The 26406-nt window shown below is 69.6% G+C and carries 25 protein-coding genes; 9 read left to right on the top strand and 16 right to left on the bottom strand.

Translation table 11 applies throughout. From position 1 onward, the window contains the following. Position 1: 1 nt before the first annotated feature. From P1K89_RS27490 to P1K89_RS27420, 15 genes are all read right to left on the bottom strand, one after another. Positions 2-1180 (bottom strand): acetyl-CoA C-acyltransferase, encoded by a 1179-nt coding sequence (locus P1K89_RS27490; RefSeq protein WP_284619730.1) that lies wholly within the window; start codon positions 1178-1180, stop codon positions 2-4. 37 nt (positions 1181-1217) lie between these two features. Beyond that, positions 1218-3008 carry a bifunctional isocitrate dehydrogenase kinase/phosphatase gene (gene aceK, locus P1K89_RS27485; protein ID WP_284619913.1) on the bottom strand — a complete coding sequence of 597 codons (1791 nt, stop codon included), beginning with the start codon at positions 3006-3008 and terminating at the stop codon, positions 1218-1220. Positions 3009-3029: 21 nt separating this feature from the next. Beyond that, a complete protein-coding gene (gene can, locus P1K89_RS27480) occupies positions 3030-3713 on the bottom strand; it encodes a carbonate dehydratase (protein WP_284619729.1) in 684 nt (227 codons plus the stop codon). 42 nt (positions 3714-3755) lie between these two features. Further along, a complete protein-coding gene (locus P1K89_RS27475; protein WP_284619728.1) occupies positions 3756-4445 on the bottom strand; it encodes a Type 1 glutamine amidotransferase-like domain-containing protein in 690 nt (229 codons plus the stop codon). After that, positions 4442-4975 (bottom strand): GNAT family N-acetyltransferase, encoded by a 534-nt coding sequence (locus P1K89_RS27470; RefSeq protein WP_284619727.1) that lies wholly within the window; start codon positions 4973-4975, stop codon positions 4442-4444. The genes P1K89_RS27475 and P1K89_RS27470 overlap by 4 nt, the downstream gene beginning before the upstream one ends. A gap of 14 nt (positions 4976-4989) precedes the next feature. Continuing rightward, positions 4990-6171: an isovaleryl-CoA dehydrogenase gene (locus P1K89_RS27465; RefSeq protein ID WP_284619726.1), complete on the bottom strand. Its 1182-nt coding sequence runs from the start codon at positions 6169-6171 to the stop codon at positions 4990-4992. Between the two features lie 34 nt (positions 6172-6205). After that, the gene (locus P1K89_RS27460; RefSeq protein ID WP_284619725.1) at positions 6206-6664 is read right to left on the bottom strand and encodes a PaaI family thioesterase; all 459 of its coding nucleotides are present in this window, start codon (positions 6662-6664) and stop codon (positions 6206-6208) included. Between the two features lie 81 nt (positions 6665-6745). Next, entirely contained in the window at positions 6746-7201 is a 456-nt protein-coding gene (locus P1K89_RS27455) for a MerR family transcriptional regulator (protein WP_284619724.1), read from the bottom strand. Positions 7202-7271: 70 nt separating this feature from the next. Continuing rightward, positions 7272-8171: a M48 family metallopeptidase gene (locus tag P1K89_RS27450; RefSeq protein ID WP_284619723.1), complete on the bottom strand. Its 900-nt coding sequence runs from the start codon at positions 8169-8171 to the stop codon at positions 7272-7274. Between the two features lie 60 nt (positions 8172-8231). Beyond that, positions 8232-9005, bottom strand: coding sequence for a lysophospholipid acyltransferase family protein (locus P1K89_RS27445; RefSeq protein ID WP_439898039.1), 774 nt, complete (start codon positions 9003-9005; stop codon positions 8232-8234). Continuing rightward, positions 9005-9607, bottom strand: a complete 603-nt coding sequence (gene gmhB, locus P1K89_RS27440; protein WP_284619722.1) for a D-glycero-beta-D-manno-heptose 1,7-bisphosphate 7-phosphatase — start codon at positions 9605-9607, stop codon at positions 9005-9007. Before gmhB ends, P1K89_RS27445 begins: the two co-directional genes overlap by 1 nt. Positions 9608-9644: 37 nt before the next feature. Then, positions 9645-11750: a glycine--tRNA ligase subunit beta gene (gene glyS, locus P1K89_RS27435; RefSeq protein WP_284619721.1), complete on the bottom strand. Its 2106-nt coding sequence runs from the start codon at positions 11748-11750 to the stop codon at positions 9645-9647. Continuing rightward, positions 11747-12676, bottom strand: coding sequence for a glycine--tRNA ligase subunit alpha (gene glyQ, locus P1K89_RS27430; RefSeq protein ID WP_284619720.1), 930 nt, complete (start codon positions 12674-12676; stop codon positions 11747-11749). The genes glyS and glyQ overlap by 4 nt, the downstream gene beginning before the upstream one ends. A 36-nt stretch (positions 12677-12712) precedes the next feature. Beyond that, entirely contained in the window at positions 12713-14290 is a 1578-nt protein-coding gene (gene lnt, locus P1K89_RS27425; protein WP_284619719.1) for an apolipoprotein N-acyltransferase, read from the bottom strand. Beyond that, the gene (locus P1K89_RS27420) at positions 14287-15159 is read right to left on the bottom strand and encodes a CorC family transporter (RefSeq protein WP_284619718.1); all 873 of its coding nucleotides are present in this window, start codon (positions 15157-15159) and stop codon (positions 14287-14289) included. The genes lnt and P1K89_RS27420 overlap by 4 nt, the downstream gene beginning before the upstream one ends. Before the next feature lie 175 nt (positions 15160-15334). Between P1K89_RS27420 and P1K89_RS27415 the strand changes: the two genes are divergently transcribed. The 5 genes from P1K89_RS27415 to hslU all read left to right on the top strand — a co-directional run bounded on the left by P1K89_RS27415 (position 15335) and on the right by hslU (position 21076). Next, entirely contained in the window at positions 15335-16396 is a 1062-nt protein-coding gene (locus P1K89_RS27415; RefSeq protein ID WP_284619717.1) for a CobW family GTP-binding protein, read from the top strand. 125 nt (positions 16397-16521) lie between these two features. Continuing rightward, positions 16522-17286 (top strand): RNA polymerase-binding protein DksA, encoded by a 765-nt coding sequence (dksA, locus tag P1K89_RS27410; protein ID WP_284619716.1) that lies wholly within the window; start codon positions 16522-16524, stop codon positions 17284-17286. 7 nt (positions 17287-17293) lie between these two features. Next, positions 17294-19102: an STAS domain-containing protein gene (locus tag P1K89_RS27405; RefSeq protein ID WP_284619715.1), complete on the top strand. Its 1809-nt coding sequence runs from the start codon at positions 17294-17296 to the stop codon at positions 19100-19102. 74 nt (positions 19103-19176) lie between these two features. Continuing rightward, positions 19177-19725, top strand: a complete 549-nt coding sequence (gene hslV / locus P1K89_RS27400) for an ATP-dependent protease subunit HslV (protein ID WP_284619714.1) — start codon at positions 19177-19179, stop codon at positions 19723-19725. A gap of 4 nt (positions 19726-19729) precedes the next feature. Continuing rightward, a complete protein-coding gene (gene hslU, locus P1K89_RS27395; protein ID WP_284619713.1) occupies positions 19730-21076 on the top strand; it encodes an ATP-dependent protease ATPase subunit HslU in 1347 nt (448 codons plus the stop codon). Between the two features lie 45 nt (positions 21077-21121). Here hslU and P1K89_RS27390 read toward each other — a convergent pair whose 3' ends face one another. Further along, the gene (locus P1K89_RS27390; RefSeq protein ID WP_284619712.1) at positions 21122-21889 is read right to left on the bottom strand and encodes a type III pantothenate kinase; all 768 of its coding nucleotides are present in this window, start codon (positions 21887-21889) and stop codon (positions 21122-21124) included. 167 nt (positions 21890-22056) lie between these two features. On the opposite strand from P1K89_RS27390, the gene P1K89_RS27385 reads away from it, so the two are divergent. From P1K89_RS27385 to P1K89_RS27370, 4 genes are all read left to right on the top strand, one after another. After that, a complete protein-coding gene (locus P1K89_RS27385) occupies positions 22057-22794 on the top strand; it encodes an energy transducer TonB (protein WP_284619711.1) in 738 nt (245 codons plus the stop codon). 12 nt (positions 22795-22806) lie between these two features. Next, a complete protein-coding gene (locus P1K89_RS27380; RefSeq protein ID WP_284619710.1) occupies positions 22807-23550 on the top strand; it encodes a MotA/TolQ/ExbB proton channel family protein in 744 nt (247 codons plus the stop codon). A 19-nt stretch (positions 23551-23569) separates the two neighbouring features. Beyond that, positions 23570-23989: an ExbD/TolR family protein gene (locus tag P1K89_RS27375; protein WP_284619709.1), complete on the top strand. Its 420-nt coding sequence runs from the start codon at positions 23570-23572 to the stop codon at positions 23987-23989. Positions 23990-24097: 108 nt separating this feature from the next. Then, a complete protein-coding gene (locus P1K89_RS27370) occupies positions 24098-26389 on the top strand; it encodes a TonB-dependent receptor (protein ID WP_284619708.1) in 2292 nt (763 codons plus the stop codon). Positions 26390-26406 lie beyond the last annotated feature (17 nt).

The raw sequence follows: 26406 nt of genomic DNA, 5'->3' as shown, positions 1-26406 counted from the left end.
GTCAGAACAGCTCGACCGCCATCGCGGTGGCTTCGCCGCCGCCGATGCACAGCGACGCGACGCCGCGCTTGAGGCCGCGCTTCCTCAGCGCGCCCAGCAGCGTGACGACGATGCGCGCGCCCGACGCGCCGATCGGATGGCCCAGCGCCACCGCTCCGCCGTGCACGTTGACGATCTCGTGCGGCAGCTTGTACTCGGCCATCGCGGCCATCGTCACCGCGGCGAAGGCCTCGTTGACCTCCCACAGGTTGACGCTCTTGGCATCCCAGCCGGCCTTCTTGAGCACCTTCTCGATCGCACCGGCGGGTGCGGTCGAGAACCACTCGGGCGCCTGCGCGTGCACCGCGTGCGAGACGATGCGCGCCACCGGCTGCAGGCCGAGCTGCCTGGCGGTGGACTCGCGCACCATCACCAGCGCGGCGGCGCCGTCGGAGATCGACGACGAGGTCGCCGCGGTGATCGTGCCGTCCTTCTTGAACGCGGGCTTCAAGCCGGCCACCTTGTCGAGCTTGGCCTTGAAGGGCTGCTCGTCGCGGTTGACGCTCACGTCGCCGGCCTTGCCCGGCAGCGTGACCGGCGCAATTTCCCAGTCGAAGCTGCCGTCTTCATTGGCTTGCTTCGCGCGCGTCGTCGAGGCGATCGCGAACTGGTCCTGCGCCTCGCGCGTGAACTGGTACTTCGCGACGCAGGCCTCGGCGAACACGCCCATCGCCTTGCCGCGCTCGTAGGCGTCTTCCAGGCCGTCCATCGCCATGTGGTCGTACATGGCCGTGGCGCCGTACTTCACGCCCTTGCGCGCGAACATCAGGTGCGGCGCGTTGGTCATGCTCTCCATGCCGCCGGCGACCATCACGTTGGCCGAGCCGGCCGCGAGCATGTCGTGCGCGAACATCATCGCGCGCATGCCGGAGCCGCACATCTTCGACAGCGTCACCGCGCCCGTCGCATCGGGCAGGCCGGCGCGGCGCATGGCCTGGCGCGCGGGCGCCTGGCCCTGGCCGGCCATCAGGCAGTTGCCGAGCAGCACCTCGTCGATGGCATCGCCGGGCACCTTCGCGCGCTCGACGGCGGCCTTGATGGCGACGGCGCCCAGCTCCCAGGCCGCGAGCGACGAGAAGTCGCCCAGCAGGCCGCCGATCGGCGTGCGGGCGGCGGAAACGATGACGATGGGATCGGCCATGGCGTTGCTCCTGGATCAGGTCGGTCGAAAGAGGGGGTCAGGCAGGCACCAGCGGCGTGGCGGCGGCGGGATGCACCTGGCGCTGATGGACGAAGCGGCGGTTCGCTTCATAGGGAAACACATCATGCACATGCCCGGCCTTGATGCGGTCCTTGTGGGCTTGCCAGAAGGCCGGGTCGAGCAGGTCGGCGTGGTGCTTCATGAACACCTCGCGCACGGCCTGGTTGCCGAGCAGGAAGGGGCCGAAGGTCTCGGGGAATATGTCCTTCGGGCCGACCGCGTACCAGACCTCGCCGGACATCTCCTCCTCCTCGGTGCGCGGCTCGGGCACCTTGCGGAAGTTGCAGTCGGTCAGGTACTCGATCTCGTCGTAGTCGTAGAACACGACCTTGCCGTGCCGCGTGACGCCGAAGTTCTTCCACAGCATGTCGCCGGGGAAGATGTTGGCGGCCACGAGGTCCTTGATCGCGTTGCCGTACTCGATCACCGCATGCTCGATCTGCTCGCGGGTCGCGTCGTGCAGGTAGATGTTCAGCGGGATCATGCGCCGCTCGATGTACAGGTGCTTGATGATCAGCGCGTCGCCGTCTTCCTCTACCTGGCTGGGCGCGAAGTGCATCAGCTCGGCCACCAGTTCGTCGGACACGCGCGAACGCGGGAACGCGACGCTGGTGTACTCCAGCGTGTCGGCCATGCGGCCGACGCGGTCGTGCGACTTCACCAGCAGGTACTTGGCCTTGATCTGCTCGCGCGTGGTGTCCTTCTGCGGCGGGTAGAAGTCCTTGATGACCTTGAAGACGTAGGGGAACGACGGCAGGTCGAACACCAGCATCACCATGCCCTTGATGCCGGGCGCGATGCCGAACTTGTCGCTCGAATGGCGCAGGTGGTAGAGGAAGTCGCGGTAGAAGGCGTTCTTGCCCTGCTTCTGCAGGCCGAGCGCCGAGTAGATCTCCGAACGAGGCTTCCTCGGCATCAGGCTGCGCAGGAACTGCACGTAGGCGCTGGGCACCGCCATCTCGACCATGAAGTACGCCCGCGCGAAGCTGAACAGCATCAGCAGGTCGTCCTGCGTGAACAGCGCGGTGTCGATCACCAGCTGGCCGCGCTCGTTGTGCAGGATCGGCAGCACCATCGGCGTCTCTGAGAAGCCGTTGACGATGCGGGCGATGAGGTAGGCGCCCTTGTTCCTGTAGAACAGCGACGACAGCACCTGGATCTGGAAGTTCGCGCGCAGCCGCACCTGGCCGGTGTGGCGCGACAGCGCGGTGAGCACCTGGTCGATGTCGCGGCCCAGGTCCTCGAACTCGCGCTTCAACTGGAAGTTGGTGACGATGCGCAGCAACGTCTCGCGCAGCGTGTCGCGCGTCGGGTAGTAGGCGCGGTAGGTCGGGAGCGACGCCGGCTCGTCGTTCTCGATGTACTCGGTGGACACCGCCGGCCGCACGAAGAGGAAGTCGTTGCGGAAGTAGCGGCGGTGCAGGATCTTCGTCGTCACCGAGTTGAAGAAGGTCTCGGCGAGCTCGGGCTGCTGGTGGTTCGTCAGCAGGCCGATGTAGTGCAGCTTGGTCTGCGCCCAGGTGTCGTCGGACAAGGTCGCGACGTCGAACTCGGTCTGCAGCCGTTCGACGCATTCGTCGACGCGCGTGTCGTAGAACTCGATGCGCTCGCGCTGCGCACGCTGCTGGCCGTGCCAGTCGGCGGCCTCGAACCGCGCCTTGGCCTCGCGGTTGGTCTCGGTGAAGAGGCGATAGTGGCGGTCGAAACCCTCGATGATCGCCAGCGCGACGTCGAACGCGCGTGAATCCGTCAGCCGGTGCGGGAACAGCGCGCGCATCGCTTCAGGTCCTCAGGCGGTGAGCTGCGCCTGGCGCTGCCGCCAGCGCTGCTTCAGCTGCGCGAGCGCGGTGTCGTAGGCCAGGCCGACGTCGTCGTTGCTCGCGGCGGTGATGTGCAGGTCCTCCAGCAGGCCGTTGTGCAGCCCGTAGACCCAGCCGTGCACGACGACCGACTGGCCGCGCTGCCAGGCATCGGCCACCACCGTGGTGCGGCAGACGTTGCGCGCCTGCTCGAGCACGTTCAGCTCGACCAGCGCGTCGACGCGCAGCGATTCGTGCAGCCCGGCGAGGAAACCGTCGTGCAGGTCACGCACGTCCTGCACGTGGCGCAGCCAGTTGTCGACGAGGCCGGCGCGGCGGTTCTCCAGCGCCGCACGCACGCCGCCGCAGTTCGAGTGGCCGACCACGATCACGTGGCGCACCATCAGCGCGTCGACCGCGTACTGGATCACCGACAGCGCGTTGAGGTCCGAGTGCACCAGCAGGTTGGCGACGTTGCGGTGCACGAACAGCTCGCCCGGCAGCAGGCCAACCAGCTCGTTGGCCGGCACGCGGCTGTCGGCGCAGCCGATCCACAGGTACTGCGGCGTCTGCTGCTGCAGCAGGCGGGTGAAGAAGCCCGGCTCGCGCGTCTCGGTGGCCGCTGCCCAGTCGCGGTTCTTCTGGAAGAGCTCTTGCAGGTTGTCGGCGGTCATCGGTCAGGGCACCCGGTTTACAGCGATGTTGCAGTGCACAGTTTACGAAGCGGCGAGCAGGCGCGTTGGCAGCGGCACAGGCTTCGCGGCATCGGTGCGACGCACGGCCTCGCGACCTTCGAGCGACGTGACCGCCTCGGCGAAGCGGGTGCCGTCGAAATGCAGCATCACGCCATCGGGCGCGCCGAAGGCCGGCAGCGCGCGCACCTCGGCGAGCACCGGCTGGCGCCAGGCTTCGCTGTCGAGGTGCGGACAGAAGGTGCCGGGCAGGAAGCCGAGGCCGGCTCGCACGCCGCCGCCGGGCACGCTGTCGGTGATGTACTGCTCGAACCAGCAGTTGGCGCCGGCGGAGATGCCGGCCAGCACGGTGCCGGCCTGCCAGACCTCGCGCAGCGTCGCGTCGAAGCCGAACTCGCGCCACACCGCCAGCATCGCCGGCGTATTGCCGCCGCCGACGTAGACCAGGTCCGCGTCGCGCACGGCCTGGTGGTAGTCGCGCTTCATGTCGTACTGGAAGAACGGCAGGGTCGCGGGTTCGCAGCCGAGCTGCACGAAGTGGTTCATGAAGCGCAGCTGCATGCGCTCGCTGTCGCCGGCCGCCGTGCCGACGTACAGCACGCGCGGCCGTTGGCGGCGCTCGCGCAGCAGCGACAGCAGGTAGCGCTCCTGTCGGCCGGTGGTGTCGTCCATCAGGAAGCCGCCACCCCCGATGGCGACGATCGATCCGCTCATGCGTGGTCCTCGCGGTAGGTTGCGTACTGGACGATGTCGAGCACCTGGCCGTCGCGGATCATCGAGCGCGGCAGCAGCGCCTCCCGCTGATAGCCTGCTTTCTCGACCACCCGCTGCGAGGCCGCGTTGCGCACGAAGATCGGCGCGTACAGGCGCGTCAGCCTCGGCAGCGCATCCCACGCCCAGCGCGTCGCCAGCTCGAGTGCCTCGGCCGCGATGCCGCGGCCCCAGTGCGCCTGGCCGATCCAGTAGCCGACCATCGCGTTGCAGGCCAGGAACCCCGGCTGCGGCATCACGCCGAGGCAGCCGACTGCCTCGCCGGCGACATCGATCGCGAACACGTGCCCGTACTGCGGCTCGCGATGCTGCGGCCCGCACCAGGCTTCGGCGTGCGCCAGCGTGTACGGGTGCGGAAACCCTTCGAAGAGGTTGCGCACCACGGCGGCATCGTTGGCATGGCGCGCGATCGACGGCGCGTCGGCGCTCGTCAGCGCGCGCAGGGTGCAGCGCTCACCGGCGAGCACGGGCACGGGCCCGGCGTGCGTCACATCGTCTCCGCGAACAGCTCGCGGCCGATCAGCATGCGGCGGATCTCGCTGGTGCCGGCGCCGATCTCGTAGAGCTTGGCGTCGCGCCACAGGCGGCCGAGCGGGAACTCGTTGATGTAGCCGTTGCCGCCGAAGACCTGGATGCCCTCGCCGGCCATCCAGGTGGCCTTCTCGGCGCACCACAGGATCACGCTGGCGCAGTCCTTGCGCACCTGGCGCACGTGGTCGGTGCCGAGCTTGTCGAGGTTCTTGCCCACCGTGTAGCAGAACGCGCGCGCGGCCTGCAGCACGGTGTACATGTCGGCCACCTTGCCCTGGATCAGCTGGAACTCGCCGATCGACTGGCCGAACTGCTTGCGGTCGTGGATGTAGGGCACCACGTTGTCCATCACCGCCTGCATGATGCCGATCGGCCCGGCGGCGAGCACCGCGCGTTCGTAGTCGAGGCCGGACATCAGCACCTTCGCGCCGCCGCCGACCGCGCCCAGCACGTTCTCGGCCGGCACCTCGACGTCCTGGAACACCAGTTCGCCGGTGTGCGAGCCGCGCATGCCGAGCTTGTCCAGCTTCTGCGCGATCGAGAAGCCCTTCATGCCCTTCTCGATCAGGAAGGCGGTGACGCCGCGCGCGCCCATCTGCGGATCGGTCTTCGCGTAGACCACCAGCGTGTCGGCATCGGGGCCGTTGGTGATCCACATCTTGCTGCCGTTGAGCACGTAATAACCGCCCTTGTCCTCAGCCTTCAACTTCATGCTGATGACGTCGGAGCCGGCGCCGGGCTCGCTCATCGCCAGCGCGCCGACATGTTCGCCGCTGATCAGCTTGGGCAGGTACTTGGCCTTCTGTGCCTCGCTGCCGTTGCGCTTGATCTGGTTGACGCAGAGGTTCGAGTGCGCGCCGTAGCTCAGGCCCACCGAGGCCGATGCGCGGCTGATCTCCTCCATCGCCACCATGTGCGCGAGGTAGCCCATCGCGGCGCCGCCGTACTGTTCGGGCACCGTGATGCCGAGCACGCCGAGCTCGCCCATCTTGCGCCACAGGTCCATCGGGAACTGGTCGCTGGCGTCGATCTCGGTGGCGCGCGGCGCGATCTCGGCCTGCGCGAAGTTGCGCACGGCGTCGCGCAGCGCGTCGATGTCCTCGCCGAGCTGGAAGTCGAGTCCGGGCAGATTGCTCATGGTGTCTCCGTGGTGCTGTCGTGCAGAAGTGGAATCAGTGCTTCAGCCCTTCGCGGCCCCGCACCGTCATCACGGTGGCGGTCATCGTCGCGACGCGGGTCTCGCGGCCGTGTTCGTCGGTCTGCCAGGCGCTGCCGTCGACGACGCTGATGGTACGGCCGGCCTTGCCCACGAGGCCTTCGAAGCGGAAGCGGGGCCCGCGCGCGGGCGCGAGCAGGTTGACCTTGAATTCGATCGTCAGCACCGCGGCGTCGGCGGGCATCAGCGAGAAAGCGGCGTAGCCGCAGGCCGAATCGAGCGCGGTGGAGACGATGCCGGCGTGCAGAAAGCCGTGCTGCTGCGTCAGCTCGGCGCGGTGCTGCATCGTGATCACGACGCGACCGGGCTCGATGGTCTCAAGCCGCGCGTCCAGGGTGCGCATCACCGCCTGGCGCGCGAACGATTCCCGCACCCGCAGCTCGTAGCCCGGTTCCGCCTCGAACGCTGTCGTCATGCCGATCCGCCTTGCCGTTGAGGACTGCTCAATTGACGTTTACGTAAACGTCAATCATACCCGCCGGCGCGGCGCCGCGGCTCAGCGCTCGGCGGCGGCGGCAGTGCGCCGGCGCTTCGGCGCCGCGGCGGCCGGCCGCTGCGCGGCCAGCAGGCGCTCGCAGCGGTCCTCGTGCTGGGCGATCTCGGCCAGCGTGACCTGCAGGTCTTCCAGCTGCTGCTCGAGCTGCTGGCGGTGCTTCATCAGCGCCTCGCGGAAGGCCTCGAGCTGCGGCGCGGTGTCGGACGGCGACTCGTACATCGTCACCAGCTGCCGGATCTCGGTGAGCGAGAAGCCCAGCCGCTTGCCGCGCAAGGTCAGCTTCAGCCGCGTGCGGTCGCGCTGGGTGTAGACGCGGTTGCGGCCGGCACGCGACGGCGACAGCAGGCCGACGTCCTCGTAGAAGCGGATCGCGCGCGGCGTGATGTCGAACTCCTGCGCGAGCTCGGTGATGGTGAACGTGCGGTCGTCCTTCGAACGGGCGGGCGTGGCGGTCATGACGACGGATCGGCGATTGACGTTTACGTCAATGTAAACCAGACGCCGGCCGGCCCGCCGGCGGGCGCGGTCAGTCGAAGGACGGCAGCAGCTCGCTGCGCAGCAGCCCGCGACGCTGCTCGAAGTCCGGCAGCACCGAGCGCACGACGTCCCAGAACGCGGCGCTGTGGTTCATCTCGCGCAGGTGCGCGAGCTCGTGCGTAACGACGTAGTCGATCACCGGCAGGCCGAAATGCACGAGGCGCCAGTTCAGCCGCACCGAGCCGTCGGCGCTTGCCGAGCCCCAGCGCGTCGAGGCCGAGCTCAGGGACAGCCGCTTCATGCGCACGCCCAGCCGCGGCGCGAACAGCGCGCAGCGCTCCTCGAAGATGCGGCGCGCCTGGCGCTGCAGCCAGCTCTGCACGGCCTCGCGGATCTGCGCCTCGCCGGCGGCCTGCGGCAGGCCGACATGCAGCGTCAGCTTCGGCACGCCCGGCAGCGCGTCGGCGGCGCTGTGCAGCACCGCGCCGGTCACGCGCGGGTCGAGCACGAGGATCACCGTCTCGCCGAGGAACGGCAGGCTGGTGCCGTCGTGCCAGCGCACGCGGCTGGCCTGGAGGCGCTCGGCGCGCTGCTGCTGCTCGTGCAGCTTGCGCAGGATCCAGCCGGCCTTGGCCTGCAGCGCCTGCTCCACCTCGCCGACGCCGACCCAGCGCGGGGCGCTGACGCTCAGCCCCTCGGCGCTGACGACGAAGCCGATGCTGCGCCGGCGGGCGCGGCGGAACTCGTAGGCGACGCGGTGCTCGCCGAGGTCGATGTGGCGCTGCGCGCGCGGGTGGTGGAAGCGGGCCATGGGCACTGGCGCCGGTGCGGCGGCCGGGCCGATCGCGGGCGGCGCGGCCGGCCGCGCGACGGGCGCGGGCGACGGTGCATCGAACAGCGACAGCTGCTCGGGATCGGTCGACTCGGGCGGAGCGTCGGGCCGCGGCATGGCGGCTCATTCTACGAAGGGATGTACGAAGGGGCGATGACCGTGTCGTGAGCGGCCACTCTAGCGGGGCGACAGGGCGGCCGCGGCCTCGTTCGTATAAGCCTCCGGGTCGATGCGCCGCATCTCGGCCTCGATCCAGGCCTCGACCTCGCGCATCAGCTCCTCGGGCTCGCGGCCTTCGACCGGGATCGGCTTGCCGATCACGATGTCGATCACGCCGGGCGTCAGCAGGAACTGCTTGCGCGGCCAGCAGCGCGCGGAGTTCACCGCGATCGGCACGATCGGCGTGCCGGTGGCGATGGCCAGCCGGCTGGCGCCGTTCTTGTAGGTGCCCTGGCTGCCGCGCGCGCTGCGCGTGCCCTCGGGGAACATGATGACCCACAGGCCCTGCGACATCAGCTGGCGCCCCTGCTCGGCCACCTTGTTCCAGGCTTCGGTGCGCTTGCTGCGGTCGATGTGGATCATGTCCAGCCGGCTCATCGCCCAGCCGAAGAAGGGGATGTACAGCAGCTCGCGCTTGAACACGTAGCACAGCGGGTGCGGCATCAGCGTCGGGAACGCGAAGGTCTCCCAGGTCGACTGGTGCTTCGGCGCCAGCAGCACCGCGGCCTTCTCGTCGTCGGCCTTCGGCAGGTGCTCCATGCCCTGGATGCGGTGGCGCACGCCGCAGATCACGCGCGCACCCCACACCGCGACGCGCAGCCAGCCGACGCACAGCCAGTACACCGGCCGCCCGCGCACGAAGATCGAGAACACCAGCACCGTCAGCGCCCACGGCACCACCGTGACCGCCATCCACAGCACGAAGAGGAAGGATCGGACCGCCGACAGCATCAGTGCAGCTCGCCCGGACCCGAGATCGGCGCGTGGTCGCGCCGCAGCAGGTACTCGGCGAACGCGTTGAGGTTGGCGTGCACTTCCGCGCCGTTCGGCACCTGCGCCAGCAGGCGCTGGATCTGCGCATCGTCCAGCCCCGCCGAGCGGCCCGACAGCACGAGGTGCGCCTCGCAACCCGCCGCGCGCGCGGCCTGCATGTCGCGCAGGGTGTCGGACACCATCGGCACCGACTTCAGGTCGATGCCGTAGCGGCGGCCGATCTCGCGCATCAGCCCGGGCAGCGGCTTGCGGCAGTCGCACTGGTCCTGCGGCGTGTGCGGGCAGAAGAACACCGCGTCGAGGCGGCCGCCGGCGGCCATCAGTCTTTGCATCATGTGGCTGTGCACCGCGTTCACCGAGGCCATGTCGATCATGCCGCGGCCGATGCCGCTCTGGTTCGTCGCGACGACGACGTGCCAGCCGGCGTGGTTCAGCCGCGCCACCGCCTCGAGCGCGCCGTCGATCGGGTGCCACTCCTCCGGCGACTTGACGTGGTCGTCCCGGTATTCGTTGAGGATGCCGTCTCGGCCCAGGATCACCAGCTTGACCACCGGTTGCATCGCGGATCTCCTCGTGATTCGGGTTGCGCCGCGGCGCTCAGGCCGCCAGGCGCGACAGGTCGGCGACGCGGTTCATCGCCGCATGCAACCGACGCAGCAGCGCTAGGCGGTTGTTGCGCAGCGCGGCATCGTCGGCATTGACCATCACGCCGTCGAAGAAGGCGTCGACCGGCACCTTCAGCGCGGCCAGCGCCAGCAGAGACTCGGTGTAGTCGCCGCGCTCGAAAGCCGCGTCGGCGGCCGGCTGCACGGCGCCCAGCGCGTCGAAGAGCGCCGCTTCGGCGGCTTCCTTCAGCAGCGCCGGCTGCACGTCGACCGCCGCGCCGGCTTCCGATTTCTTCAGGATGTTGCCGACGCGCTTGTTCGCGGCGGCCAGCGACGCGGCTTCCGGCAGCGCCGCGAAGGCGCGCACGGCCGCCAGCCGCTTCGGGATCTCTGCCCAGCGCTCGGGACGCGACTCGACCACCGCCTCGACCTCCTGCACGCTGTAGCCCTGCTCGCGCAGCCAGCCGGCGAGTCGTTCGCGCAGGAAGAAGCCGACCTCGGCCTGCGCCTGGCCGTGCGCCGGGCCGAACGCGGCGAAGGCATCGCCGACGAGCCGGTGGATGTCCAGCGGCAGCCCGCCCTCGACCAGCATGCGGATCACGCCGAGCGCATGGCGGCGCAGCGCGAACGGGTCCTTGTCGCCGGTGGGCACCTGGCCGATGCCGAAGAGGCCGGCCAGCGTCTCGAGCTTGTCGGCCAGCGCCACCGCCAGGCCGACCGGGTTGCGCGGCAGCGCGTCGCCGGCGAAGCGCGGGCGGTAGTGGTCCTCGATCGCCAGCGCGATGTCCTCGTGCTCGCCGTCGTGGCGGGCGTAGTAGCCGCCCATCACGCCCTGCAGCTCGGGGAACTCGCCGACCATGTCGGTCAGCAGGTCGGCCTTGGCCAGCAAAGCGGCGCGGTCGGCGGCATCGGCCAGCACCGCGCCGCCGAGCTGGTCGCCGATGCGCCGCGCGATGGCCCGCACGCGCCCGGAGCGTTCGCCCTGCGTGCCGAGCTTGTTGTGGTAGACCACCTTGTCGAGGCCGCCGACGCGGTCGGCCAGCGAGCGCTTGCGGTCCTGGTCGAAGAAGAACTTGGCATCGGCCAGGCGCGGGCGCACGACACGCTCGTTGCCGCCGGTCACCGCCGACGCATCGGCCGGCCGGATGTTGCTGACGACCAGGAACTGGTGCGTCAGCCGGCCCGCCGCGTCGAGCAGCGGGAAGTACTTCTGGTTGGCCTTCATCGTCAGGATCAGGCATTCCTGCGGCACCGCGAGGAACTCGGGCTCGAAGCGGCACAGCAGCACGTTCGGCCGTTCGACCAGCGCGGTGACCTCGTCGAGCAGCGCCTCGTCGTCGATCGGCTGCAGGCCCTGCTCCGTCGCCTTGGCCGCCAGCTGGCGCGCGATCTCGGCGCGGCGCGCATCGAAGCTCGCAATCACGGCGCCTTCCGATTCCAGCTGCGCGGCGTAGCTGTCGGCATCGCGCAGCGTGACCGGGCTGACGGCGGCTTCGAAGCGATGGCCCTGGGTCGTGCGGCCGGCACTCAAGCCGAGCGCCTTGATCTCGACGACCGCCTCCCCATGCAGCGCGACCAGCCCATGCGCCGGGCGCACGAAGTTCACGCTCGACCAGCCGTCGGCCAGCTGGTAGCTCATCACCTTCGGGATCGGCAGCTTCGCGATCGCCTCGTCGAGTGCACGCTGCAGGCCTTCGGCCAGCGTCGCACCGGGCACCACGCTGTCGAGGAACAGGGCTTCGGCCTTGCCGTCGCCGGTGCGCTTCAGGTTCGGCACCGCGGAGGCGTCGGCGCCCAGCGCGGCCAGCTTCTTCAGCAGCGCCGGCGTCGGTGCGCCGGAGGCATCGAGCGCCACCGCCACCGGCATCAGCTTCTGCTGCACCGCCTTGTCGGCGGCCTTGCCGGCGACACCTTCGACATGCACCGCCAGCCGCCGCGGCGAGGCGAACGGCGTCACCTTCGCACCCGCGGCCACCAGGCCTTGCGACTGCAGCGAGGCCGCCAGCGTCGATGCGAAGGCCTCACCGAGCTTCTTCAGTGCCTTCGGCGGCAGTTCCTCGACGAACAGCTCGACCAGCAGGTTCTTGTTCGTGCTCATACGGTCAAGCCACCTTCATCTTTTCCAAGTCGGCCAAGCACTTCGGCGGCCCAGGCCTTCGGCGCCATCGGGAACCCGAGGCGCGCGCGGCTGTCGACGTAGCTCTGCGCGACCGCACGCGCGAGGTTGCGGATGCGGCCGATGTAGCCGGCGCGCTCGGTGACGCTGATCGCGCCGCGTGCATCGAGCAGGTTGAAGCTGTGGCCGGCCTTCAGCAGCTGCTCGTAGGCCGGCAGCGCGAGCTGCGCTTCCATCAGGTGCTTGCTCTGGCGCTCGTGCGCCGAGAAGGCCTGCAGCAGGAACTCGACGTCGCTGTGCTCGAAGTTGTAGGTGCTCTGCTCGACTTCGTTCTGGTGGTAGACGTCGCCGTAGCTCAGGGTGTCCGTCCACTTCAGCTGGTAGACGCTCTCGACGCCCTGCAGGTACATCGCCAGCCGCTCCAGGCCGTAGGTGATCTCGCCGGTGATCGGCTTGCAGTCGATGCCGCCGACCTGCTGGAAGTAGGTGAACTGCGTCACCTCCATGCCATTGAGCCAGACTTCCCAGCCCAGGCCCCAGCAGCCGAGCGTCGGGTTCTCCCAGTCGTCCTCGACGAAGCGGATGTCGTTCTTCTTCAGGTCGAAGCCGACGGCTTCCAGCGAGCCGAGGTAGAGCTCCAGGATGTTCTCGGGCGCGGGCTTCAGCACCACCTGGTACTGGTAGTAGTGCTGCAGGCGGTTCGGGTTCTCGCCGTAGCGGCCGTCCTTGGGGCGGCGGCTGGGCTGCACGTAGGCGGCTTTCCACGGCTCGGGGCCGAGCGCGCGCAGGAAGGTCGCCGTGTGGCTGGTGCCGGCACCCACTTCCATGTCGTAGGGCTGCAGCAGCGCACAGCCTTGGGCGTCCCAATAGTCCTGGAGGCGCAGAATCAGTTGCTGGAAGGTGAGCATCGGGGGCTCGTCGGCGACGAAGACAAACCCCGAAGTTTACCGACGCGGTCGCCAGCCGAAGATCAGCAGCAGGGCCCAGGCCGCGATCAGCAGCGGCCACAGGCCGAGCCGGCCAACCCACACGGCGTACGGCGTGCGGCCGTCGCGGCCTTCGACGCTGCCCTTGAGCACGTCGCGCGTGAAGGGTGCCAGCTGCGCGGTGACCCGGCCCGTGTGGTCGACGATGGCCGTCGCGCCGGTATTGGTCGCGCGCAGCATCGGCCGCTGCAGCTCCAGCGTACGCATGCGCGAGATGTTCAGGTGCTGGGTGACGGCGATGGTGTCGCCGAACCAGCCGATGTTGCTGACGTTGGCCAGCATCGTCGGCGCGGTGCCCTCGCGAAGGAAGCGCAGCGCGAGCTCCTCGCCGAACAGGTCCTCGTAGCAGATGTTCGGCGCGATGCGTTCACCGGCGACCGCGAAGGACGGCGCGTCGGGCCGGCCGCGGGTGAAGTCGCCGAGCGGGATGTTCATCAGGTCGGTGAACCAGCGGAAGCCGGTCGGGATGAATTCGCCGAAAGGCACGAGGTGCACCTTGTCGTAGCGGTACGGCGCGCTGGGGCCGAGGCCGACGACGGCATTGCTGTAGCTTGCTTCCAGGTCGCCCAGCGGCACACCGACCAGCGCCGCCGGCTTGCCCGCCGCCTCGGTGAAGTGGTTGCGCAGCGCCGGCCAATACCCGGGGTCGAACGCATCCAGCTGCGCCGGCAGCAGCGGCACCGCGGTCTCGGGCGCGATCACCAGGTCGCCTCCAGCCGAACGCAGCGCACCGGCCACCCAGGCCAGCGCGGCCGGCAGGTGCTCGACCGCGAACTTCTGGTCCTGCGCGACGTTGGTCTGCAGCAGCGTCACCGCCAGCCGCCGGGTCGGCCGGGTGAAGTCGATGGGGCCGATCGCTTCCGACAGCAACCACACGCCCGCGGCGATCAGCAGCGACAGCGCGGTGCGGATGCGGGCGGCGCGGGTCGCGACCGCCGCACCGCGCTCGACCATCGCCCGCCACCAGCTCGACGCGCCATAGGCGACCAGCGCGGCGCTGAAGGCGAGCAGGCCGCCGATGCCGTAGACACCGAGCCACGGGGCCCAGGCGGCCAGCGGCCCGTCGACCTGCGCATAACCGCTCGCGACCCACGGGAAGCCGGTGAAGAGCAGCCCGCGCGCGAGCTCGGCGCCGACCCAGGCCAGCGCGAAGAGCGCCGCATCGGCGATCGGCGGGCCGCGCCGGCCGCGTGCGAACAGTGCCAGCGCCAGCGCCATGTACAGCGCCAGCGCCGCCGACAGCAGCCCGACCGCGGCGGCGGCCAGCGGCGCGGCCAGGCCGCCATAGCGGTGCATGCTGATGAACAGCCACCAGGTGCCGGCGACGCCCCAGCCGAGGCCGAACAGCCAGCCGATCCACGCCGCGCGGCCGGTCGACGAGCCGCGTGCGGCGGTCGCCAGCCAGATCAGGCACAGCAGCTGCAGCGGCCACAGCCAGGAGGTCTGGACGAAGGCCAGCGTCTGCAACGCACCAAGCGTCAGGGCCGTGAGGCCGTCGGCGCGCGCGGCCGGGCCCCGCCCGGTCTGCGGGTTCAAGCGCCGTCGCCGTCGCCCGCGGCGACACGCGTGGTCTTGAACCAGCGCACCGCGCCGCCGCGCGTCAGCATCACCTGGAACGCGAGGCCGCCGACCTCGACCGTCTCGCCGCGCCGCGGCACACGACCCATCTCGTGCGCGACCAGGCCGCCGATGGTGTCGAACTCGTCCGACGGCAGCGCGGTGGCGAAGGCCTGGTTCACCGCGGCGATCGTCGTGTCGCCGGCGACGCGCTGCGTGCCGTCGGCCAGCGTGTAGATGCCGCTCTCGGCCTCGTCGTCGTCGAACTCATCCTCGATCTCGCCGACGATTTCCTCCAGCACGTCCTCGATCGTCAGCACGCCGGCGATGCGGCCGAACTCGTCGATGACGATCGCCAGGTGGTTGCGGTTGGAGCGGAAGTCCCGCAGCAGTTCGTTCAGGTTCTTCGACTCCGGCACGAAGACCGCCGGCCGCAGCAGGGTCCGCAGGTTCAGCTCCGGTGCGCGCTGCAGCTTCAGCAGGTCCTTCGCCAGCAGGATGCCGATGATGTTGTCCCGCTCACCCTCGTAGACCGGGAAGCGCGAGTGGCCGGTCTCGATGACGGCATTGAGCACCTCGTCGTAGGGGGCATCGATCGCCAGCAGGTCCATGCGCGGCGCGGCGACCATCACGTCGCCGGCCGTCAGGTCGGCCATGCGGATCACGCCCTCGAGCATGATCCGCGACTCCGGCGGGATCAGCTCCCGATGCTCGGCGTTGGCGAGCGTCTCGATCAGCGCGTCGCGCGAATCGGGCCCGGGCGAGACGAACTCGACCAGCCGTTCGAAGAAGCTGCGCTTGTCACCGCCGGCACGTTGGGGATGCCGGCCGGAAGGGGGTTCTGACACGTCGGGTGTCGCTAGTCGCGATGGGTTGGAGAATACCCCAGCCCGGCGGCAGGGACGGTCCGGAAGGCGGTTGACAGGGCCTGGCCCTTGCAACACAGTTCGCCGCCCCCAGATGGCCGGGCTGCCCCTTTCTGTTCCCGTGCCTTCTCTGCAGCCCCTCGTTCCCGGAGCCTCCATGTCCAACGGCCTCATTCCCGCGACCATCCTGACCGGCTTTCTCGGCAGCGGCAAGACCACCCTGCTCAAGCGCGTGCTGACCGAGGCCCACGGCCAGAAGATCGCGGTGATCGAGAACGAGTTCGGCGAGGAGAACATCGACAACGACATCCTGGTGATGGACTCGAACGAGCAGGTCATCCAGATGAGCAACGGCTGCGTCTGCTGCACGATCCGCGAGGACCTGCGCTCGACGCTGTCGGACCTGGCCGAGAAGCGCCGCAAGGGCGAGCTCGACTTCGAGCGGGTGGTGATCGAGACCACGGGCCTCGCCGACCCCGGCCCGGTCGCGCAGACCTTCTTCATGGACGACGAGATCGCCGAGAGCTACCTGCTGGACTCGGTGCTGACGCTCGTCGACGCCAAGCACGCCGACCAGCAGCTCGATACGCGGCAGGAAGCGCGGCGCCAGATCGGCTTCGCCGACCAGATCTTCATCAGCAAGACGGATCTCGTCGACGAAGACGCCGTGCACGCGCTGACGCACCGCATCAAGCACATGAACCCGCGGGCGCCGCAGCAGAAGGTGCACTTCGGCGAGGTGCCGCTGTCGCAGGTGTTCGACCTGCGCGGCTTCAACCTCAACGCCAAGCTCGAGATCGACCCGGAGTTCCTGACGGCCGCCGACGATCATGACCACGATCACCATGGTCATGACCACGATCACGACCATGATCACGAGCACGGCGAACACTGCGACCACCCGCACCACCACGCCCACGACGACGACGTGAAGTCGATGGTCTTCCGCTCGGACCGGGCCTTCAACGCCGCCAAGCTGGAGGATTTCCTCGGCTCGATCGTGCAGGTCTACGGCCCGAAGCTGCTGCGCTACAAGGGTGTGCTGTGGATGAAAGGTGCCGACCGGAAAGTGATCTTCCAGGGCGTGCACCAGTTGATGGGCAGTGATCTGGGCCCGAAGTGGCTGCCGTCCGAGAAGAAGCAGAGCAAGATGGTCTTCATCGGCATCGACCTGCCGCGCGACATCCTGCAACAGGGCCTCGAAGGCTGTCTCGTCTGAGATGAGCAACGGCGGCGGATCCCCCCCAAATCCGTGCCTACAATCCGCGCGCCCAAAACCGACGCCGACAAAGCAACCCCGGCCGAGGCAGATACAGGTATAAAGCCAGTGCGAGGAGTTCCGAAGTGAGCAAGACCTCGGCCAAGAGCCCAGCCACCGAGAAGCCCGCCGCACCCCGCAAGACGGCCGCGGCGGCAACGGCGGCGCCTGCGCCTGCCGCAAAGACCCCAACCAAGGTCGCGTCGGCGAAGGCGCCTGCTGCCAAGCACGCCGAAGCGCGCGGACCGGCCATCGAGGCCGCGCATGCCGACCAGGCCGTGCAGGTCGCCGTCGCCGCGCCGGCGCCGGGCAACCGGTTCTCGGACCGGTTTTCCCCTCCGAAGCCCCCTGCTCGTGGATTCCCCGAACCGATGGAAACTGTGAAGCCTGCCGTCAAGGCAGACCCGAAGCTCGCGAACGCCTGGAAATCCAAGGCCGGCCGAGACCTGACCGAACCCGAGCTGCTGGCGATGCCGGACAGCGAGTACATGAACGACAAGCAGCTCGACTTCTTCCGCGCCCGCCTGCAGGCGCTGAAGGACGACCTGCTGTCGAACGCCGGCGAAACCACCGAGCACCTGCGCGAAGACACGTCCATCGTGCCCGACCCCGCCGACCGCGCGACGATCGAGGAAGAGCATGCACTCGAGCTGCGCACCCGCGACCGCGAGCGCAAGCTGCTGAAGAAGATCTCGCAGTCGCTCGGCCGCATCGAGGCCGGCGACTACGGCTATTGCGACGAGACCGGCGAACCGATCGGCCTCGGCCGCTTGCTCGCTCGGCCGACGGCGACCTTGTCGCTCGAAGCCCAGCAGCGCCGCGAGCTCAAGCAGAAGATGTTCGGCGACTGAGCAACGCATGGCCGACTCCAAGGACGGCGAAAGCTTCCTGCGCAAGGTCGTGCGCTTCGTGGCTAACCCGGCCACGGACTGGTCCGACATCAACTCGCGCCAGGAAGACAGCCGCGACCTGGACCTGGAGCGGTCCGAGCTGAAGGCGATGGTCGAGCGCAAGCGGCGCAACGACTTCGTCCGCAAGCGTGAATTCGACATGCTGCGCCGCCTGCGCCGCGAAGGCCTGTCGCCCGAGCAGCTGGCCGCGCTGGGCGGCTCGTCGCGCATCGACGATTCCGAAGTGCGCCTGGCCGAGGGCGGTGCGCGCCAGGACGTGCGCGTGAAGGCCAAGATCGACGAGATCGAGCAGCAGATGGTCGGCGAAGGCGTGCGCCCGTCGAGCACCAAGCGTTCGCCGGGCTTCTACAACGCGCCGACGCAGCCGGTGGCCTTCCATCCCAGCCAGGTGCCGGCGGACGAAGGCGACAGCGGCGGCGAGGACGACGGCGAGCGCCTGCCCGCGCTGCCGCCGCTGCCGGCCTTCGACGTCCCCCCTGCGGCCGCGCCCGCACCGGTGGTGATGGGCGCGGGCATGGCGCCGCTGCGTCCGGCCGAGCCGGGCCGTCCGGCCCCTTCCCTGGCGGCCGCGCCGACGCCTGCGCCGGCGAAGGCGCCCGCCCCGGCCCCCGCGCCGGCGGCCCGCCTGAACGATTTCGGCTCCAACCTTGCCGTCGAGGTCAGCGAGGTCGTGCACGACCCCGAACTCGACGAAGCGGTCATCGCCTTCGCGAATGCCGACTTCACGAGCTGCGAGGACGCGCTGACCCAGCTGGTCAAGGAAGGCAGTCCGCGGTATCAGCACACCGAGACCTGGCTGGTGCTGTTCGACCTGTACCGGGCGATCGGCCAGCAGCAGAAGTTCGAGGCGCTGTCCTTCGACTTCTCGAACCTCTTCGGCAGTTCGTCGCCGCAGTGGTACTCGCTGCCCAAGCGGGTCGCCGACGCCGCGGCCGTCGAAGAGCGGCCGAAGGCGCCGCGGGCGCCCACCGGTGACGTCGGCTGGGTCTCGACCGAGGTGCTCGACATCGATGCCGTCGCACGCCTGCGCTCGGCCACGCTGCAGCTGCCGCTGCCCTGGGTGCTCGACTGGTCGGCGCTGCGCCACATCGAGGCCGAAGCGGCGTCGCAGCTGACCGACCTCTTCCGCCAGTGGGCGAAGCAGCGCATCGAGATGCGCTGGCAGGCGGGCGAGCAACTGTTCACCACGCTTCAGGAAGCCGCGCCGACGGGCGTGCGCGATGCCGACCCGATCTTCTGGATGTGCCGGCTCGAAGCCCTGCGCCTGACCAACCGGCCCGACCAGTTCGACGAGACCGCGATCGACTACTGCGTGACCTACGAAGTGTCACCGCCGTCCTGGGAGCGCAGCGAATGCACGGTGCGCCTGGCCGGCAGCACGCATTCGAGCAGCGGGCAGCCGATCTCCACCGTCAACGAGGTCTCCACGGGCTTCCTCGAGTCGAGCCTGCTCGACGACCCGCAGGGCGGGCAGCAGGTGGCGAACGTCGACCTGTCCGGCCAGCTGATCGGCGACATCGGCGCGACGCTGAAGGTCATCGACGCCAAGCTGGCCGCGGCGCCGCTGGTCACCGTGTCCTGCGCCCGCCTGATCCGCGTCGACTTCATCGCCGCCGGCGACCTGTTGAACTGGGTGCTGGCCAAGCGCGGCCAGAACCGCAGCGTCACCTTCACCGAGGCGCACCGCCTCGTCGCGCTGTTCTTCGGCGCGATGGGCATCAACGAGCACGCGCGCGTCCAGGTCCTGCGCGACTGAGCCGTCGTGCAGCGGCCGCGCGACGCGGCCCGCGCGCTTGCAGGCGCCGCCGCCACCTCCACCTGAATCCCTCTATGGAACCCTTCCACGGCACCACCATCGTCAGCGTGCGCCGGCAGACGCCGCAGGGCTGGCAGGTCGCCCTCGGCGGCGACGGCCAGGTCACGCTGGGCAACATCGTCGTCAAGGCCAGCGCGCGCAAGGTGCGCAAGCTCTACCGCGACCAGGTGCTCGCCGGCTTCGCCGGCGCCACCGCCGACGCCTTCACGCTGTTCGAACGCTTCGAGGCCAAGCTCGAGAAACACCAGGGGCATCTGGTGCGCGCGGCGATCGAGCTGACCAAGGACTGGCGCACCGACCGCGTGCTGCGTCGGCTGGAGGCGATGCTGGCGGTCGCCGACCTCGAGGCGAGCCTGATCATCACCGGCAATGGCGACGTGCTGGAGCCCGAGCTCGGCATCATCGCGATCGGCTCGGGCGGCGCCTATGCCCAGGCCGCGGCGCGCGCCCTGCTGCAGCACACCGATCTCGGCGCGGCCGACATCATCAAGCAGTCGCTGGTGATCGCCGGCGACCTGTGCATCTACACCAACCAGAATCACACCATCGAGACGCTGGGCTGACCCGATGAGCATGACCCCGCAGGAAATCGTCTCCGAGCTCGACCGCCACATCGTCGGCCAGGCCGCCGCCAAGCGCGCGGTGGCCATTGCGCTGCGCAACCGCTGGCGCCGCCAGCAGGTCGACGAGAAGCTGCGTGCCGAGATCACGCCGAAGAACATCCTGATGATCGGCCCGACCGGCGTCGGCAAGACCGAGATCGCCCGCCGTCTGGCCAAGCTCGCCGATGCCCCCTTCATCAAGGTCGAGGCGACCAAGTTCACCGAGGTCGGCTACGTCGGCAAGGACGTCGACACCATCGTACGCGACCTCGTCGACATGGCGGTCAAGCAGGAGCGCGAAGCGGCGATGAAGCGCCAGCGCGCGCTGGCCGAGGACGCCGCCGAGGAGCGCATCCTCGACGCGCTGGTGCCGCCGGCACGGGACGCGGCGGCGGGTTTCGGCTTCGCGGCAGCGCCGGCCGCGCCCGCGCCGGACAGCACCGCGCGCCAGGTGATGCGCAAGCGCCTGCGCGAGGGCACGCTGGCCGACAAGGAGATCGAGATCGAGCTTGCCGAGATGCGCCCCGGCATGGAGATCATGACGCCGCCGGGCATGGAGGAGATGGCCGAGCAGCTGAAGGGCATGTTCTCGCAGCTCGGCGGCGCGCGGAAGAAGACCCGCAAGCTGAAGATCGCCGAGGCGCAGAAGCTGCTGATCGACGAGGAAGCGGCGAAGCTGGTCAACGACGAGGAGATCAAGACCCGCGCCCTCGCCAATGCCGAACAGAACGGCATCGTCTTCATCGACGAGATCGACAAGGTCGCGTCGCGCAGCGAGCACGGCGGCGCCGAGGTCTCGCGCCAGGGCGTGCAGCGCGACCTGCTGCCGCTGGTCGAGGGCACGACGGTCAGCACCAAGCACGGCATGGTGAAGACCGACCACATCCTGTTCATCGCCTCGGGCGCCTTCCACCTGGCCAAGCCGAGCGACCTGATCCCGGAGCTGCAGGGCCGCTTTCCGATCCGCGTCGAGCTGGGCTCGCTGTCGGTCGACGACTTCGAGGCCATCCTGACCAGCACGCACGCCAGCCTGATCAAGCAGTACCAGGCGCTGCTGGCCACCGAGGGCGTGACGCTGGAGCTGTCGCCGGAAGGCATCCGGCGTCTGGCGCAGATCGCCTACGACGTCAACGAGCGCACCGAGAACATCGGCGCACGCCGGCTGTCGACGGTGATGGAGCGGCTGCTCGACGAGGTCAGCTTCGACGCGCCGAACCGCGCCGGCCAGACGGTGAACATCGACGCCGCGGCGGTCGACGCGAAGCTCGGCGAGCTTGCCCGCAACGAAGACCTCTCGCGCTACATCCTCTAGCACGCAAGGTACGCGTCCCGGCGGTCGCGACGCAAGCCGCGGGCGCTACAGCGCCAGCCGGTGCGACTGCAGCACCAGCAGGCCGTCGAAGATCAGCGAATCGACGAGCTCGTGCTCGAGCTCCATCGACGGCGCGACCTTCCAGCCGGCACCGCCGGTGACGATCGTCAGCGGCGGCTCGCCGCAGTGCGCCGCGAGGTGGCGGTGCATGCGCTCGATCGCGCCGGTGATCGCGTAGGTGCCGCCGCTGGTCAACGCGTCGCTGGTATTGGTCGGGAACTTCACCACGTCGCCGGTCGGCACACGCAGGCCGGCCGTGCCGCTTTCCAGCGCGCGCAGCATGATGCCGTGGCCGGGCAGGATCAGCCCGCCGAGGAAGTTGCCGTCGGCGTCCACCGCGTCGACCGTCACCGCGGTGCCGATCATCACCACCAGCACCGGCCGAACGACCCCGCGCGAGAGCACGTGGTGGCGGGCGCCGATGTGCGCGACGAAGCGGTCGGTGCCGAGCCGCCCGGGGTGGTCGTAGCCGTTGTGGATGCCTCCCGCGTGGCTGCTGGAGACGACCCAGCGCGGCTCGATGTCCCACAACTCGAGCTGTTCCTCGACGCGCCGACGTATCGCATCGCCGGCGACATTGCAGCCCAGCACGCTGGCCGGCGGCGCCAGCGATTTCCAGTCGCCCTCCGCCAGGTGGTCGATGTTCTCGAGGAAGACCGCTCCGTGCGACAGCACCGCCGCGCCCGGCTGCGGCGAGCCGTAGAGCGACCACTTCAGCCGCGTATTGCCGATGTCGATGGCGAGGAAGCTCATGGCCGGCAAGCGTAGCAGGGGCGCTGCCGCGTGGTGATCCGCTGGGCGACAGGGGCGGCGGCACATGTCGCCTCCGGATTACGATCCTATTTACGAATCATTCGCATTCCCGTTATGATCCGCGAGATCCAAGGGACCCTTCGCTGCCGCTGATCGACAGCCGCGTCATGAACTCCACCGCATTGCCGCTGCCAGCCGCCGCCACGGGGTCCGGCCCTGCCCCGTCGCCGCTGCCGCTGGCCGCCAGCCGCAACGAGCTCGGGCGCAACGAACGCCGCCTGCTGGTCGCCGGCGTCGCGAGCGCCCACTTGTTCGCGCTGTGGGGCCTGCTGCAGATCGACGCGGTGCGCGATGCCGTGCGCGAGGTGTCGCCGCTGGTCGTCGATTTCATCGCCGTCGAAGCGCCGCCCAAGCCGGAACGGCCATCGCCACCGCCGCCGCGCCCGCCGCTGCCGCAGCCCCGCGTGACACCGGCGCCGGTCATTGCCACCGCGCCGACGCCGGTGCCCGCGCCCGCACCGTTCGTCGTGCCGGCACCGCTGCCCGCGCCCGCACCGGTGGCGGTGGTCGACGCCCCGCCCGCACCCCTGGCCCCGCCCGCGCCCGTGCCGCCGGCACCGGCGAAGCGCCTGCCGCCCAGCGCGGTGCGCTACCGCGTGCAGCCGCCGATCGAGGTGCCGATGGCCTCGCGCCGGCTCGGCGAGTCCGGCACCGTCGTGCTGCGCGTGCTGGTCGGCATCGACGGCCGGCCGAAGCAGATCACGCTGCACAAGTCCTCCGGCCACCAGCGCCTGGACGACCAGGCGCTGCAGGCGATGCGCCGCGCGCAGTTCGAGCCCTACAGGGAAGACGGCACAGCGCTCGAAGGCGACGTGCTCGCGCCGCTGGAATACACGATCGAATAACGCTTGAACGACATGGACAACCCGACCCTCGGCTTCGGCCACTTCCTGACCCAGACCGACGGCCTGGGCAAGACCCTGCTCGCGATCCTCGTGCTGATGTCCGTCGCCTCGTGGGCGCTGGTCGCGGTCAAGGGCCTGGTGCAGTGGCGGCGTCGTCAGCGCGGCGCCTCGTTCCTCGCGACCTTCTGGAACGCGCCGACGATGGACGCGGTGCGCCACGAGCTCGCGACGCACGGCGCGCACGACCCGTTTTCGCACCTCAGCGCCCACGCGTTGCATGCGCAGGAGCACCACGCGCGCCACGGGGCGACGCGCCTGGCCGATGCGGGCAGCGCCAGCGACTTCATCACCCGCACGATCCGCAAGGTGCTCGACGAGGAGACGATGCGCATGGAAAGCGGCCTGACGACGCTGGCCACCGTCGGTGCGACGGCGCCCTTCGTCGGCCTCTTCGGCACGGTCTGGGGCGTGTACCACGCGCTGGTGGCGATCGGGCTGTCCGGCGCCGGCACGCTCGACAAGGTGGCCGGCCCGGTCGGCGAAGCGCTGATCATGACCGGGCTCGGCCTCGCGGTCGCGATTCCCGCCGTGGTGGCCTACAACGCCTTCACCCGCAGCAACCGCGTGCTGGCCGCGCAACTCGATGCCTTCGCGTTCGAGCTGCACAGCTTCCTGACCCTCGGCGAAGCCCCGGGCGCGGCGGCGGCGCAGGCCGACGGCGGCAAGGTGCGGCCGCTGAAGGCGGCGGCCGCCTGATCGCCGCAAGGAGCGCACGATGGCCTTCGCCTCCTTCGACGGCAAGCGCGGCGCCGCGCCGATGGCCGAGATCAACATGGTGCCGCTGATCGACGTGATGCTGGTGCTGCTGGTGATCTTCATCGTCACCGCGCCGCTGCTGACGCATGCGGTCAAGCTCGACCTGCCCAAGGCCAGCGCCGAGGTCAACCAGCTGAAGCCGGACAAGATCGAGTTCGCGATCGATGCCGCCGGCACACGCTTCTTCAATGGCCAGGTGGTGAGCCGCGCGCAGGCCGCCGAGCGCTTCGCGCGGGCCGCCAGCCATCAACCGGCGCCCGAGCTGCACCTGCGCGCCGACCAGACCGTCGCCTACCGCGCCGTGGCCGAAACACTGGCCGACGCCTCGAAGGCCGGGCTGACCAAGATCGGCTTCGTCAGCGAGCCCGAAGCGCGCTGAACCCGGCCGGCGCGACGCGCCGGCTTCCCCATCCCCAGCCAACGCGGCCGCCGCCTGTTCGGCCGTGCCAGCCAGTGTCTTGTCCGAACGTCCACTGGAGTTGATTCGATGTCCCGAGATAAACAACGCCACCTGCCTCTGCTGCCGCTGGGCGCGCTGGCGGCCGGCTTCGGCCTGGGCGGCGTCGCTGCCGCGCAGACCCCCGCCACCGCCCCGACGCCCGCGGCTTCGGCCAGCGCCGCCGGCGACGGCAAGGAGGCCGTGCTGCCGACCGTGAAAGCCAAGGCCCGCGCGGTGCGCCAGGGCAAGGACACCGTGCAGGCGACGACCACCTCGATCGGCAAGGGCACGCAGGAGCTGCGCGACATCCCGCAGTCGGTCACCGTCGTCACCGAGCGCCTGATCGACGACCGCAACCTCGACACGCTGAAGGAGGCGCTGCACAACACCGCCGGCATCAGCTTCCAGGCGGCCGAAGGCGGCGAGGAGGACATCCGCCTGCGCGGCTTCTCGCTGAACTCCACCGGCGACATCTTCATCGACGGCATCCGCGACCCGGCGTTCTACGAGCGCGACACCTTCAACGACGACCGCATCGAGGTGATGCGCGGCTCGGCGTCGATGCTGTTCGGCCGCGGCTCGACGGGTGGCGCGGTGAACCAGGTCAACAAGCAGCCACTGCTGTTCGGCCGCAACGAGGTCGACCTGACGATCGGCAACGGCAAGTACACGCGCGTCACGGCCGACATGAACCTGCGCACCGGCGAGAACGCGGCGCTGCGGGTCAACGCGATGAAGACCGAGGCCGACAACTGGGGCAACTTCGTCGACAAGGAAGGCCTCGCGGCCACCTACGCGCTGGGCATCGGCACGCGCGACGAGTTCAGCGTCGGCCTGTACACCCTGGACAACCACAACGGGGTGAACTACGGCATGCCGTGGCTGGCGCCGAGCGCGGGCGCCACCGACCGCGTGCTGGTGCCGGTCGACCCGCGCAACTACTACGCCGCCGCCAGCGACTACAGCGACGGCGGCGCGAAGTACGGCACGCTGGCGCACATCCACCGCTTCGGCCAGGGCAGCGAGCTGAAGACGGTGCTGAGGCGCGCGAACTACGACCGCGACCTGCGCGCCAGCGCGATCCGCTTCTGCACCCGGAGCAACGCGAACCCCGAGTGCCCGAACGCGACCACCGACCCGGTCACGCTGCAGAACATCGGCCCGAACACGATCCTGACGCGGGGCAACAACGTCAAGATCCAGGAGCTCGACACGCTCAACTTCCAGAGCGACTACAGCGGCCGCTTTCACTTCGGCGGCCTGAAGCACGCGGTGCAGGCCGGCGTGGACTACGCGCACGAGGAGTTCGTCAACTTCGGCGCCAGCGCGCTGCCCGCGGCCAAGCCCAAGACCACGCTGGGCGCCCCCAACGCCGGCGGCGGCGTCGACGAAGCCGCTCGGCTCGTGACGATGAACCGGACCTTCGACGCCAAGGCGCTGGGCGTCTACGCGCAGGACCTGATCCAGATCACGCCGCAATGGAAGCTGCTGGCCGGCCTGCGCTGGGACCGATTCGAGGGCGACTACAACACCCCGCAGATCGGCACCACGGCACCGACGCACCGTGCGCGCAAGGACGCCTTGTGGAGCAAGCGTGTCGGCGTGCTCTACCAGCCAGACGCATTCCAGTCGTACCACCTCTCGTACGGTACCTCGTTCAACACCTCGGGCGACACCTACCAGTACGACCTGCTGGGCAGCAATACGCCGCCCGAGGGCAGCAGGAACTTCGAGCTCGGCGGCAAGCTCGACCTGGTCGACGGCAACCTGAGCGTGCGCTTCGCGCTGTTCCACTCGGTGAAGACCAACGAGCGCAACCGCGACGCCGACACGGTCCTGCAAACGCCGACGGCCTACCTGCTGTCCGGTCAGCGCCACGCGAGCGGCATCGAGCTGGACCTCGCAGGGCGCATCACGCCGGCCTGGGAAGTCTTCGCGTCATACGCGTTCATTCCCGACGCGGAGATCGACAAGGGATCGCCGCCGGCCACCGATCCGAACGGCATCCCGGTCAGCCTGCAGGGCGAACAGGTCGGCAGCCGGCCCGGCGGCACGCCGCGGCACAGCGGCACGATCTGGTCCACCTACCGGCTCGGCGCCTGGCGCTTCGGCGGTGGCCTCAACGCGCGCAGCGCCGACGCGCCGCCGCTGGTCAGCACCTTCAAGGCCCCGGCCTACGTCACCGGCGACCTGATGGCCGAGTACACGTTCAACGACCTGACGTTCAAGCTCAACGTCACCAACGTCACGAACAAGCTGTACGCGGACATGCTGTACCGGGGCCACTACATCCCCGGCAAGCCGCGCACCGTGCAGCTGACCACCAGCTACCGCTTCTGACGTCCGAAAGACGCGTC

Origin of the sequence: Aquabacterium humicola (assembly GCF_030167915.1) — a bacterium.
Lineage (GTDB): Bacteria > Pseudomonadota > Gammaproteobacteria > Burkholderiales > Burkholderiaceae_C > Pseudaquabacterium > Pseudaquabacterium humicola.
This window is presented reverse-complemented; position numbering and strand designations above follow the sequence as displayed.